Source organism: Micromonospora sp. NPDC049529 (genome assembly GCF_055586685.1).
The window spans coordinates 41877-54244 of record NZ_JBVJHT010000018.1 but is presented as its reverse complement, the minus strand read 5'-3'; the positions used below and the strand labels follow the sequence as shown (position 1 = coordinate 54244).

Here is a 12368-nt window from a genome sequence, read left to right as displayed (position 1 = left end):
GATGGGTGGATCGGGCAAGGGGCGGGTGGTGTTCCTCATCCGGATACCGGCGGAGCGGACCGAGGAGTTCCTCCGGGCGTACGACCGGATCCGCTACCAGGTCGCCGAGGGGGTGCCGGGACACCTGGTGGACCAGGTCTGCCGCTCGGCCACCGATCCGGAGCAGTGGTTGATCACCAGCGAGTGGGCGTCGCTGGCGCAGTTCGAGGCGTGGGAGCGCAGCAGTGAGCACCGCGAGCTGGTCGGGCCGATGCGCGAGTGCATGACCGAGGCCCGTTCGATGCGCTTCGTCGTCCAGGAGCAGACCTCGGCCCGTAGCCGTCCGTCCGATCGGCACGCGCCCGACGACCGGCTGGACGAGGAGTTGGAGACGGTGACGGCGGAGGTCTGACCGGGACGCCGCCACGCTGACCGAGGAAGGAAGAACGGATGGGTTCGAACTGGCACGCGCTCTACTACCCGCTGAGGCCGGGTAGCGAGGAGAAGGTCAAGGAGCTGTTCCGGATCAGTGGGCGGCCGCAGTTCGAGATCTTCGGCGACGACGGGCGGCTGGTCGGGCGGCTGCTGGGCACGATGGCCTTCGTCGGCCGGGAGATGGCCGTACGCGTGATCGAGGTCGAGGGCCCGCTCGGTCTGGTCGCCGCCCACATGAGCCGGCAGGAGGCGGTACGGGAGTTCGAGCGGGAGTTGCAGGACCATCTCGCCGTACCCCGCGACATGGCCACCCAGCAGGGCGCCCGGGACTTCTTCCGCACCGCCTCGATGGAGTGCGTGCTGTCCCGCCGGCACGACCAGTAGTGCCCGGCAGGTGCGCTGGTAGCTCGGGTGGCGGTACGGCCACCCGAGCCAGCCGGAGTCCGTGACCCGAGGAGGCGGACCGGCACCGACCACGTTCACGACGAACCGCCCCCGCCTCCGCCGTCGCCGCCGCCACCTCCGCCCCCGCCGTCGCCCCATCCACCACCGTGGTCACCGTGGTGTTCGTCGCCGTACCGGTTGATCGGGGTCCGGCCGAACAGCGAACCGGAGCCACGGGCAGGGTAACCCCGCCGCCGGCGCGAGTCCCGGGACATCTCCCGTAGCGCACGCGACGCCTGGTTGTCTACCGGACCGGTTCCGGTCCGCCGTGCGCGTACCACCACGACGCCGAGCAGCGTCACGGCGATGACGACCGCCACCATCGATATCCACAGCATGGCGTCAGGGTAGAAAGCGGGTCCAACATGGAGGAGGCGGCGCCGTACGGTCAGCGGGTGGTGCCCGGGGCCGGCTGACCGGTGACCGCGGCGGGCAGCTCGGGCGCGGCCGGCAGGACCAGCGGGTCGCGGGCCTTCGCCACCAGGTCCACCACTATCCGGCTCAACCGCTGGGCCGACGCCGACATCGACTCGTTCGCCTCGACGATCGCGGACGCGACCTCGGCGCGTTTCTCCTGGCCGTACCGGACCGCCTCCTCGATCCCGCGCGCCTGCGCGTCGATCGAGTCCGCCACCTCAAGGATGGTCTCCGGCCGGATCGTCGGTGTCTGGATCACCTTGGCGATCTGCGGCACCGCCGACCGGGACGCGGAGGCGTACGCGCTCAGCACCTCGTTGGCCCCGTCGGCGACCGCCTGCTGCATGCCGGCGGCCTGGTCGGCCTGGAGCAGCAGACCCCACTGGGCGATCGTCAGCTTCATCGTCGGGATGGTCAGGTTGATCAGCAGCGCGAGCCGCTGCCCGAGGCCGTAGTTGAGGGTCCGGATGTTGCGCACCTGCGGCGAGGTCGACCAGGCGACGAAGAGGCGCTGCTGGAACTCGTTGATCCGCACCTCGATGGCCGAGATGAACTCGGTCACCCGGGACAGCCGCTCCTCGGAGTCCCGCCGGTGGATGTCGTCGGGGTCGATGGTGATCGACCGGGCGTCGGCCACCGCCGTGTCCCGGACCAGTTCCATCACCGCGATCGCACCGATGAGCTGCCCGATGGCGGCCTCGTTGGCCTTGTACAGCTCGTCGCAGAGCACCACGTTGCGGCGCAACTGCACCTGCTTCTCGCTGAGCTGGCCGGCGACCAGGTCGAGTTGGCGCTCCACCGTACGGGCTTCCTCGAAGAGCATCTCCAACAGGTTGCGGCCCCTGCGGAACAGGCCGCGTACGGAGTCGACGAACTTGTCGAACGCCTCCCGCACCTTCGGGTCCGACGGGTCGTACCTGCGCCGGAAGCCTCGCATCCGGTCGTTGAGCTGCCGCATGATCGAGGTCAGTTCGGGGATGTCGACCCGCCCGACCTCCCGGAAGATCCGGGTCACCTGGGCGTTGACCTGCTCGATCGCGGCGTTGCCGAAGTTCGCCAGCTCGTTGGTGCTGGCCAGCATCGTCGGGTAGAGCTTCTCCGCGACCACCAGCGCCTGGGCCCGCTGCTCCGCGCTGAGCAGGTCCGAGCAGACCAGGGCCCGTGGTTCGGTGGAGGCGAGCACGGTGGCGACCGCACTGTCGGCCGCCCCGGCGGGCGGGTCGGCCGGACCGCCGACGATGGTGCCGAAGTCGATCTGGAGGGCGTTGCCTTGGGTCATCGGTTTCCTCTTCCGTACGGTGTCTCGTCCGGGCCGGTGTTCGCCTCAGCCACAGGTCCTGGCGTCCTTGACGCAGCCGAGCAGGGCCAACGTCACGTCAGCGGCCGGTGGTGGGGTGACCCGGATCTGCTCGGCCAGCGGGAGGGCCGGGAAGTCGGCCACGTTGCTCAGTCCGAGCCGGATCGCCGACCGGAAGCCGTAGCTGCGCCAGGCGATCGTCTGGATCGCCGGGTCCTTCATCGCCTCGACGAACCGGGCACTGTCGGTGTCGAGGGCGAGGATCGGGTGGTCGCTGTAGATGGTCGGGTCGGGGTACAGCACCCGGATGCTGTCCAGCAGCCGACCGCCGGCCGACGGGTCGCGGGCCACCTGCTGGATCACCTGGTTCTCGTAGCCGGCGTAGAGCGGGGCCTTGAACTCGCCGCCCTGGGTCAGCCACTCCCGGAACCCGGTCTCGGAGGTGCGCGACTGCAACCCCTGTGCGTCGTAGATCTGTCGCATCGTCGGCAGCGCGGTCCGCGCCTGGGCCAGGTTCGGCGCCGAGTACGGGTCCGCCGTCGCCACGATCGCCAACTGCAACTGGGCCAGGGTGAAGCCGCTGTTGGACTTCGCCGGATCGGTGCTCGACACCGAGATCGGCCCGCGCAGCCCCTCGGCGCCGATCGAGTCCCAGGTCCGGTGTTTGAGCACGTAGTCCAGCAGCAGCGCCTTCATGTCGATCAGATAGAAGCGGTTGTCCCGCTGCTCGACCAGGCCGAGTTTCACCAGCGCCTCGGTGCCCCGGGGGCCGGCGTACAGGACCTCGGGTGACTGGAGCACGTTCTCCGCCCGGTACGCCGGGAAGGCGCCCTGGTGACCGGCCTCGAAGACGCTCTGCGCACTCGAACTCGACGGCCACAGGCAACCGACGCCGCGTGCCCTCAGCTCCTCCGTGGACAGCTGCACCTGGTCGTACGAGCCGAGGTGCTGGAAGCCGACGGTGAGCCCGTACGTCTCCCGCAGGATCCGGGTGACCTCGGGATCGGCCATCAGCTCCGACTTCTCCGAACCGCCCAGGCAGGTGATCGCCACCGGGGCGGCCGGACCGGGTGCCGCCGGTTGACCGGCGCGCAGCCACAGCACGCCGGCCACCACCCCGACCACGATCACCATGCCCAGCCCGATGAGAAACCGCAGACTCGGCAGTCTCACGTCAACGTCCTTTCGATCGTGCGTGTTGGTACGTCGCCGACGGTGTCAACTAGGTCACCTCGGGCATGCGCGGCGGGGCGACCGTGTCGAGGTTCGCGACGTACTGGCCGAGGTCGCCCTGGTTGACCAGCCGGACGCTGTCCAGGGTGAAGTCGGCGAACCGTTGGAAGGCCCGGTCCCCGCTCGACAGCAGCGCGTCCGCGTCCCGGTAGAGCAGCGGGGACGCCTGGATGTCGAGGTAGCGGCGTACGGCGCCGTCGAGGGAGACCAGGTGCGCGCCGATCTGGCTCGCGGTCGAGTACAGCGTGTTCGGGGCGGTGGCGCGTACCCGGTCGAACAGGTCGGGGACGTGCCGGCAGGCGGTCTCCAGGGCGGCGCGGGCGGCCGGTGCCCGTACCTGCCGGCTGAGTCGCCGTACCTCCCGCAGCGTGCGCAGCGCCTCGGCGACCTTGGCGTTCGCCTCGTCCAGGTAGCTGTCGCCGGCCGCCTCGGCGGGGGTCCGGTCGTCGACCATCAGGTAGACCCCGACCGCCGCCACGACGGCGAGCAGTGCCGGCCAGAGCACCGACCGGGTGGCGAGCAGGACCCCGCCGAAGACCAGCACACCGGTGAGCAGCCCGGCCGGGGCCGCGAGTTTGTGCCGCACCGCCCGCCCCTACTTGTAGCCGGCGGCCTGGCGCAGGGCGGCGACCAGGTCGTTCTGCTCGAAGAAGGCGCCGGACGTGGCCTGGGCCACCTCGGTCAACTGGCTCGGGTCGGCGTCCTTGCCGAACGCGATCGCGATCACCGGCACACCGGCGGTACGCAGCGCCGCCAGCGCCGCCGGTCGCTCGTTCTGGCTGGACCTGCCGTCGGTCATCAGCACCACCAGGCGCTTGCGGTCACCGAGCGCCGGATCCTTCAGCTGGCTCGCGGCCCGGAGCAGGCAGCCGTACAGGTTGGTGTCGCCCTCGGGGCGGTAGCGGGTGATCGCCTCGGTGAGGCCGTGCAGTTGGCCGGGGTCGTTGCCGCTGACCGTCCACGGGCTGCCGCCGGTGATGCCACCGTTGAAGATCGTCACGCTGGTGACGTCCTGCGGGTGGGTCTGGAGGAAGTTGCGCGCGGCCGGTTCGGCGTCGAAGACCTGGGCGGCGGCCTGCTTGACCCCGGTCCACCCGTCGTTGCCCTGCATGGAGCCGCTGCCGTCCAGGCAGTAGTGCACCGCGACCGGTCGGCGGTAGCTGGTCTGGTAGCGGTTCAGCGCGGACTCGATCACCGACGCCACCGGGAACTGGATGCCCTGCTCGTTGATGGTCGCCTGGATGCCCCACTCCGGGTTGAACACCGACAGGTCCGGGTTGTCCAGGGTGAGGCCGATGCTCGACGCCGGTCGACGGCCCAGGCCGCGCAGTTGCGCCTGTGCCTCGGGCGAGGACAGCACGTGCGCCTGCAACTCGGTGAAGACCCGCCGCCGGGCGGTGTTGTCGCCGTCGGCGTGCGGCAGGAAACCGAGCGGCGCGTCGCTGATCGCCAGCGAACCGCGCGGGTACGCCACCACCAGCGGTTCCCGGCCCGCCCGGACCAGTTCCTGGTTCTTCTCGATCACCAGGTCCTCGTAGGTGAACATGGTTCGGCAGGCGTCCGGCCGGTCCAGGCAGTCGGCCATCAACGTGCCGGTCGAGGGCGGGGTCTGCTCCATCGCCTCGACCAGCCGGGTCACTCCCCGCACCACCTCGGGCGAGTCGAGTTGTTCCTGGGTCAGGGGTTTGCCGGGCCCGTTGCCGGCGAAGTGGTTCAGGAAGCCGAACAGCACCGTCGCGCCCGAGTTCGACTGGGTGGGGTTGGTCATCCAGACCCGGGTCCGGCCGGACTCGACCGCCGTCAGGATCTCCGCGATCGACACGTCGGTACGCCCCGTGAAGCCCAGCCGCTGCATCTCGCCGCGCCAGCCGGCGAACACCACCGGGGTGAGGAACATCGGCTTGACGTCCTGTAACACGGAGCGCTGGTCGCCGACCTGGAGGAAGACGCTGCTGGCGAACCAGTAGGCGTCGTACTCCCCGGTGCCGGCGGCGAGCTGCCGGGCCTGGTCCACCGAGCCGAGGAAGGTCACCGGGCACCGGTAGCCCCGGGCGTCGCACCAGGGCTTGACGATGGTGTCGATCACCGCCTGCTGCTCAGAGCCGGCCACGATCCGCAGCGTCGTACCGGCCGGTCCGGGGGCGCCGGACCGGTCGGGGTCCGGTGGGCCGTCGTCGGTACAGCCGGCGAGGAGCAGCACCGCCGCCAGTGCGGCCCCGGCCAGTCCCTTGAATCGCACCCGTGCCCCATTTCCGCATGGAATCCTGTTCCGAACGGGTTCTTGGTAGCAGTGCGCGGCTACCGGGCGGTGCGCCCGGTCCGCGGGCCCGCCCAGTGCCTATGCGGGGCTGACCAGGGCCGGAGCGCCACGCGGGCGGGTGGTCGGGAGTCGGTCCCGGCCCGCCGACACGCATCCGTCGACGAGATGTCATCCCGGTGTCGCCCACCGGCCACCTTCCCGACGAGGGTCGGGCGGTTCCGGGGGCGACGGGAGCACGCGGCGCCGGGCACCGGGACCGTGCGGCGCCGGATCAGTGGTCGTGTCGGCGCTTGCGCCGCCGTACGATCAGCCAGCGGACGATCACCGCCAGCACCACCGCCGCCGCCAGCAGGAAGCTCGCCTCGCCGAGGTAACTCTGCGCCTGCTTCCAGGAGGCGCCGAGGACGTAGCCGATCAGGATCACCGCGGTCGCCCAGGTCACGCCGCCGACGACGTTGAAGGCGAGAAACTTGCGGTACGGCATCCGGGTCATCCCGGCCAGTGCCGGCACCAGCGCCCGCAGCACCCCCACCCAGCGGCCGAGCATGACGGCTGCCGGCCCGTGGCGCTGGATGAACCTCTCCGCCCGCTGCCAGCGCTCCTCGCCGACCCAGCGGCCCAGCCGACTTCGGCGCAGCGGCATTCCGACCCGGCGACCGATCTCGTATCCGACGCTGTCGCCGACGACGGCGCAGACCGCCGCCACGATCACCAGCGCGGCGATGTTGGTCCGCCCGGTCGCGGCGAGCGCGCCGCCGATCAGCAGGGCCGTCTCGCCGGGGAGGATCAGCCCGATGAAGGCGGCGCACTCGCCGAAGGCGAGCAGTCCGACGATGAGCAGCAGCGGCCAGCCGGAGAGGTCGGACAGGACGTTGGTGAGCTGATCCACCCGGGCGCCCCGATCAGCCGCCGCCGGACGGCGCGCGGGTCCGTACGCCGCCGGTCCGGCGCGGCTCGGCTCCGACGGGTCGGCGCATCGTGTCCTCTCGTCCGGCTGGTGCTCCCGCTGGTGTGGCGGGTGCTGGCGGGTCTGCGGCCGCCAGCACCATCAGACCACTCGCCGGGGCCGGACCGGGCGGAATCGGCCAGCCGTGCCCCGCCCGCCCGGCGGGCCGTGTCGCCGGCCGGGCGGGTCAGCCGCTGAACCTGACGTCGCTCAGGCTCAGGGTGATCGGGCTCCACGACAGGTCCGGGGTCCGGTCCTCGTTGCGCAGGAAGATGTGCCGTTGCGTCGGTACCACGATCCCGTCGAAGGTCTGCTCGTCGCGGATGTAGTGGGCGACCGGCGAGTCGCCGTTGACGACGGGCTGGTAGTCCATCCGGCGGAGCCGGCCGGCGTCGTCGAAGTAGTAGAGCTGGGTCGGGTTGTGCACGTGGATCGAGTCGGGGAACGTGACGCTGAGTCCCCGCCAGGTCCGGCCGTCCTCCGTCCACGGCTCCACCTCGTGCGCCTCGACCCCCGGCCAGGCGAAGACGTACGGCTCGACCAGGTAGTGCCAGGTGGCGTAGCTGCGGAAGTAGGCGGTCTGGGCCAGACTCCACGGGGTGTTGACGGCGTAGCCGGCGAAGGTCGCGCGCGGGTTGTCCAGCTCCTCGACGATCCTGCCGTCCGGGTCGGTGATGGTCACCCGGTCGGCGCTGGCGTCGAAGACGACCGTCCGGCCGGTCGACCGCTGGGTCTGGTGGATCTGCTGTTCCTGGAGGTTCGCCGCAACGGTGTCCGTGCCGACGAAGTCGGCGTGACCCTTGAACTCCCAGAACGGGCCGTCGTAGTCGATCGTGCCGGTCAGGGTGGAGAGCTTCCTCCAGTGGTCGATTCCGCCCTGGCCTTCGAGCACGCGGGCGAGTAGCGCGTCCATCTTCACTCCTAATCTAGGACCGGCACGTGCGACGGTTCTTCACCCTCTTCGGGGTGCCGCCGACGTGAGCCGCCCGGACGGCAGCGCGGGGACGCCGTCGCCGTGCCACTGGTTCCGGACGAACTCCGTCTCCGGTCTCCGGTGCGGGTCACTCGAAGAGCGCACCCACCTGCGGTGTTTTCGTCACCAGGCCGTCCCGTTGGGCCATGTCGGCGAGTGCCTGCACCGACTGCCGGTTGATCTCCGCCGGGAAGGCAGGCAGCGTCAGGGTGGGGACGACGTCGGCCCCGATCGAGGTGTACGTGGACAGCACCTGCCGGGTCTCGTCCGGGTGGGAGGCGGCGTACGCCTGGGACTCCACCACCGCCTCGGTGAACGCCTCCACCAGGGACGGCTCGGACTCGATCAGATCCGCCGAGGTGAAGTACGTCGCCACCGACAGGTTGGCCGTCGCCTCCGCGTAGGCCGACGAGATGTCCCGGCCCTTCTGGTTGCGGGCGATGGTCAGGAAGGGCTCGACGATGAACGCGGCGTCGACCCGACCGTTCATCACGGCGGCCGGCATGTCCGGGAACGGCAGCTCCACGAACTTCACCGTTCCGGGGTCGCCGCCGGCCTTGCGGACCGCCTCGCGTACGACGGTGTCGCTGATGTTGTTGAGAGTGTTGATCGCCACCGACTTGCCGGACAGGTCGGCGCTGGACCGGATCGCGCTGCCGCTGGCGACGACCACCCCGGCGAAGTCCTTGCCGGGTACGCCGGTGGACGAGGAACCCGGTGCCACGATCTTGAGCGGGAGCCCGCGGGTCTGGGCGAGCAGGAGGGAGGTGTTGTTGCTGAACCCGAACTGGAACTGGCCGGAGAGCACGGCCGGCACGATCGCGGCACCGCCCTGGGCGAGTTCGAGCTTGACGTCGAGCTTGCGTTCGGCGAAGAATCCTTGTCGGACACCGAGGTAGATCGGCGCCACGTCGAGGATCGGGATCACTCCGACCGTTATCTGCGTGGGCTTGTCCCGGGTCCCTCCGGTGGTGCCGCCATCCACGTCGCCGCACGCGGTGAGCAACATGGTGGCGACCACGACGACGGCAAGTCTTCTACGCATGTGGTGCTCTCCCGATCCGGCCGACGGCGTACAGCTTCCGACCAACCCCGTGCGAATCGCGAAAACGACTCCTCTGTGGACCCTAGAGTCGGTCCGTCAAGGGGTCAACAAAGGGCCGATCGGCGTCGGCGGTTGGCGGATCGTCGTCTGGCGCCGGCTCGTCCGGTGCCGGGTCGATGTCGTACGGGCCGGGTCAGTCCCTGTCCTTCTCGCAGGCGACGCCGTCGCCGTCCTTGTCCAGCTTCGCCGAGTAGCCGGGGTCGCCCCGGTGCAGCGGGGTCACGCCGGCCCGGTGTGCCTGGTTGCAGTTGCGGTAGGCGACGGCGCCGCCCTGGCCGGCCTCGGGTGTCGGTCCGGCGGCGGGTTGGTCGGTGGACGGGACGCCGGGCGCGGTGGTGACCACGGGTGTGCTCCCGGTGGTTGAGGTCCGCGGCCGGGTCTGGTTGCGCGGCTGCGCGGGAGTGGCCGGTCGGGTGGTGGGCGCGGGACTGGGGGAGGACGGCTGGGCGGCCTTGGCCGATGCCAGGGCCACGCCGTGCGGGGCGAGTGTGGCGGGGGTCTGACCGGCGAAGACCGCGCTCAACGTGGCCGCTCCGATGCCCAGCGTCAGGACCAGGAGCAGCGCGAACAACCAGTAACGTCGGCGGTTGACGCCGATGCGGGCAGGTGCCGCGGCCGTGGGTGAGGGGTCCGATGGCCGGGGGACCGGCGAGCGGTAGCGGCCCGCCGCCTGGTTGCGTCGCCCGTACGCGAACGCGCGGGGCTCCTGCCGCTGGTTGTCGAGGGGCGGCTGGCTCACCAGAGCAGGCTACAGGTGTGCTCAGCGAAGCCGGCCGATCCCTGCCAGCGTCGGGCAACAATCGGATAGCGGTCGTCGGGCCGGCATTGTGGCCTGCGCCACAGGGCGGAACACGGGGCACGGTTTGTTACTTGAGTCGTACAGGCTCAACTCAAACGATGGCAGGTGTTCGATGGCAACTCTTCCGGTTCTGCCCCTGACCGACGCAGTCCTGCTGCCCGGGATGGTCATCCCGGTGACCCTCGACCCGAGCACCCAGGCTGCCGTCGACGCCGCTCGCGCGGCAGGTGACAAGAAGGTTCTTGCGGTGCCCCGGGTGGACGGGGAATATGGCTCCATGGGCGTTATCGCCCTGATTGAGAAGGTCGGTCGGCTGCCCAGCGGCGAACCGGCCGCCGTGGTCCGGGGCGTGTCCCGGGCCCGGATCGGTTCCGGCGTGCCCGGACCCGGAGCGGCGCTCTGGGTCGAGGCCACCGAGCTCGACGAACCCGCGCCGAACGGCAAGGCCAAGGAACTCGCACGCGAGTACAAGGCCCTCACCACGTCGCTGCTCCAGGAGCGCGGCGCCTGGCAGGTCATCGACGCGCTGGAGCGGATGACCGACCTCTCCGAACTGGCCGACTCGGCCGGTTACACCTCCTGGCTCACCCTGGCCCAGAAGACCGAACTGCTCGCCGCGACCGACGTGACGACGCGGCTGGAACTGCTCGTCGGCTGGGTCCGCGCCCACCTCGCCGAGCAGGAGGTCACCGAGCAGATCAACTCGGACGTACGCGAGGGTCTGGAGAAGTCCCAGCGCGAGTTCCTGCTCCGCCAGCAGCTCGCCGCTATCCGCAAGGAACTGGGCGAGGACGAGCCGGACGGCTCGGCCGACTACCGGTCCCGGGTCGAGTCCGCCGACCTGCCCGACAAGGTGCGCGAAGCGGCCATGCGCGAGGTCGGTCGGCTGGAGCGGGCCAGTGACGCCTCCCCGGAGGCCGGCTGGATCCGCACCTGGCTGGACACCGTACTGGAAATGCCGTGGACGACCCGGACCGACGACAACACCGACCTGGCCTCGGCCCGCGAGGTACTCGACGCCGACCACGCCGGCCTCGGCGACGTCAAGGACCGGATCCTGGAGTACCTGGCGGTGCGCAACCGGCGGGCCGCCCGCAACCTCCAGGTGGTCGGCGGCCGTGGCTCCGGTGCCGTGCTCGCCCTCGCCGGCCCGCCCGGAGTGGGCAAGACCAGCCTCGGTGAGTCGGTCGCCCGCGCACTCGGCCGTAAGTTCGTCCGGGTGTCCCTCGGTGGCATCCGCGACGAGGCGGAGATCCGGGGTCACCGGCGCACCTACGTCGGTGCGCTGCCCGGCCGAATCGTCCGGGCGCTGCGCGAGGCGGGTTCGATGAACCCGGTCGTGCTGCTGGACGAGGTCGACAAGATCTCCGCGGGCTACGCCGGTGACCCGGCCGCCGCCCTGCTCGAGGTCCTCGACCCGGCCCAGAACCACACCTTCCGGGACCACTACCTGGAGGTCGACCTCGACCTCTCGGACGTGCTCTTCCTGGCCACCGCCAACGTGGTCGACTCCATCCCCGGCCCGCTGCTGGACCGGATGGAACTCGTCACGCTCGACGGCTACACCGAGGAGGAGAAGGTCGCCATCGCCCGCGACCACCTGCTGCCCCGGCAGCTCGACCGGGCCGGCCTGACCGCCGACGAGGTCGGCGTCAGCGACGAGGCCCTGGGCCGGGTCGCGGCCGAGTACACCCGCGAGGCGGGCGTACGGCAGCTGGAGCGGGCGCTGGCCAAGATCCTGCGCAAGGTCGCGGTCGCGCTGGCGACGACCGACGGGCCGGTACGGGTCGACACCGACAACCTCAAGACCTACCTGGGACGGCCCCGGTTCACCCCGGAGTCGGCCGAGCGCACCGCCGTACCGGGCGTGGCGACCGGCCTGGCCGTCACCGGTGCCGGTGGCGACGTGCTCTTCATCGAGGCGACCAGCATGGAGGGCGAGCCGGGGCTGACCCTGACCGGCCAGCTCGGCGACGTGATGAAGGAGTCGGCGCAGATCGCCCTGTCGTACCTGCGCTCGAACGGCCGCAAGTTCGGGCTCGACCCGAACGCGCTGGCCGGACGCCGGATCCACCTGCACGTACCGGCGGGTGCGGTGCCCAAGGACGGCCCCAGTGCCGGCATCACCATGGTCACCGCGCTGGCTTCGCTGGCCTCCGGCCGGCCGGTCCGCCCGGAGTTCGGGATGACCGGCGAGGTCACCCTGGCCGGTCGGGTGCTGCCGATCGGCGGGGTGAAGCAGAAGCTGCTCGCCGCGCACCGGGCCGGTCTCACCGAGGTCATCATCCCGGCGCGCAACGAGCCGGACCTGGACGACCTGCCGACCGAGGTGCGCGAGGCGCTGACCGTGCACACCCTGGCCGACGTGGCGGACGTACTCGCGCTGGCCCTGCGGCCGGCCGAGGAGCTCGACGACGCGCAGACGCTGGACGGTCCGGCGCTCGCGGTGGCGTAACACCTGCGATCGCCCACGGTCCCGG

11 protein-coding genes and 1 pseudogene are annotated in these 12368 nt (G+C 70.9%); 3 read left to right on the top strand and 9 right to left on the bottom strand.

Annotated elements, in window-relative coordinates; translation table 11 throughout:
• Position 1: 1 nt before the first annotated feature.
• Positions 2-313 (top strand): annotated as a pseudogene (locus ACZ6QQ_RS27940) (antibiotic biosynthesis monooxygenase family protein); the annotation flags it as partial.
• A 116-nt stretch (positions 314-429) separates the two neighbouring features.
• The gene (locus ACZ6QQ_RS27935; RefSeq protein ID WP_465880319.1) at positions 430-798 is read left to right on the top strand and encodes a SchA/CurD-like domain-containing protein; all 369 of its coding nucleotides are present in this window, start codon (positions 430-432) and stop codon (positions 796-798) included.
• 95 nt (positions 799-893) lie between these two features.
• On the opposite strand, the gene ACZ6QQ_RS27930 is transcribed toward ACZ6QQ_RS27935, so the two are convergent.
• The 9 genes from ACZ6QQ_RS27930 to ACZ6QQ_RS27890 form a co-directional block, all read right to left on the bottom strand.
• Positions 894-1196, bottom strand: a complete 303-nt coding sequence (locus ACZ6QQ_RS27930) for a hypothetical protein (RefSeq protein ID WP_465880317.1) — start codon at positions 1194-1196, stop codon at positions 894-896.
• Between the two features lie 50 nt (positions 1197-1246).
• The gene (locus tag ACZ6QQ_RS27925) at positions 1247-2554 is read right to left on the bottom strand and encodes a toxic anion resistance protein (protein ID WP_465880316.1); all 1308 of its coding nucleotides are present in this window, start codon (positions 2552-2554) and stop codon (positions 1247-1249) included.
• Between the two features lie 45 nt (positions 2555-2599).
• Positions 2600-3745 carry a hypothetical protein gene (locus ACZ6QQ_RS27920; protein WP_465880314.1) on the bottom strand — a complete coding sequence of 382 codons (1146 nt, stop codon included), beginning with the start codon at positions 3743-3745 and terminating at the stop codon, positions 2600-2602.
• Positions 3746-3794: 49 nt separating this feature from the next.
• The gene (locus tag ACZ6QQ_RS27915) at positions 3795-4391 is read right to left on the bottom strand and encodes a hypothetical protein (RefSeq protein ID WP_465880313.1); all 597 of its coding nucleotides are present in this window, start codon (positions 4389-4391) and stop codon (positions 3795-3797) included.
• Between the two features lie 9 nt (positions 4392-4400).
• A complete protein-coding gene (locus ACZ6QQ_RS27910) occupies positions 4401-6044 on the bottom strand; it encodes a vWA domain-containing protein (protein WP_465880312.1) in 1644 nt (547 codons plus the stop codon).
• A 292-nt stretch (positions 6045-6336) separates the two neighbouring features.
• The gene (locus tag ACZ6QQ_RS27905; protein WP_465880311.1) at positions 6337-6954 is read right to left on the bottom strand and encodes a DedA family protein; all 618 of its coding nucleotides are present in this window, start codon (positions 6952-6954) and stop codon (positions 6337-6339) included.
• A gap of 244 nt (positions 6955-7198) precedes the next feature.
• A complete protein-coding gene (locus ACZ6QQ_RS27900; RefSeq protein ID WP_465880310.1) occupies positions 7199-7924 on the bottom strand; it encodes a hypothetical protein in 726 nt (241 codons plus the stop codon).
• A gap of 148 nt (positions 7925-8072) precedes the next feature.
• Positions 8073-9029, bottom strand: a complete 957-nt coding sequence (locus tag ACZ6QQ_RS27895; protein ID WP_465880309.1) for an ABC transporter substrate-binding protein — start codon at positions 9027-9029, stop codon at positions 8073-8075.
• Between the two features lie 193 nt (positions 9030-9222).
• Complete coding sequence (locus ACZ6QQ_RS27890) at positions 9223-9828, bottom strand: excalibur calcium-binding domain-containing protein (protein ID WP_465880308.1); 606 nt, start codon at positions 9826-9828, stop codon at positions 9223-9225.
• 172 nt (positions 9829-10000) lie between these two features.
• Here ACZ6QQ_RS27890 and lon point away from each other — a divergent pair, with 172 nt between their 5' ends.
• Positions 10001-12343, top strand: a complete 2343-nt coding sequence (lon, locus tag ACZ6QQ_RS27885; protein ID WP_465880307.1) for an endopeptidase La — start codon at positions 10001-10003, stop codon at positions 12341-12343.
• Positions 12344-12368 lie beyond the last annotated feature (25 nt).

Excerpts from the sequence above, each read along its gene's own strand:
- ACZ6QQ_RS27935 (WP_465880319.1), top strand. The coding sequence starts at position 430 with ATGGGTTCGAACTGGCACGCGCTCTACTACCCGCTGAGGCCGGGTAGC.
- ACZ6QQ_RS27930 (WP_465880317.1), bottom strand. The coding sequence starts at position 1,196 with ATGCTGTGGATATCGATGGTGGCGGTCGTCATCGCCGTGACGCTGCTC.
- ACZ6QQ_RS27925 (WP_465880316.1), bottom strand. The coding sequence starts at position 2,554 with ATGACCCAAGGCAACGCCCTCCAGATCGACTTCGGCACCATCGTCGGC.
- ACZ6QQ_RS27900 (WP_465880310.1), bottom strand. The coding sequence starts at position 7,924 with ATGGACGCGCTACTCGCCCGCGTGCTCGAAGGCCAGGGCGGAATCGAC.
- ACZ6QQ_RS27895 (WP_465880309.1), bottom strand. The coding sequence starts at position 9,029 with ATGCGTAGAAGACTTGCCGTCGTCGTGGTCGCCACCATGTTGCTCACC.
- lon (WP_465880307.1), top strand. The coding sequence starts at position 10,001 with ATGGCAACTCTTCCGGTTCTGCCCCTGACCGACGCAGTCCTGCTGCCC.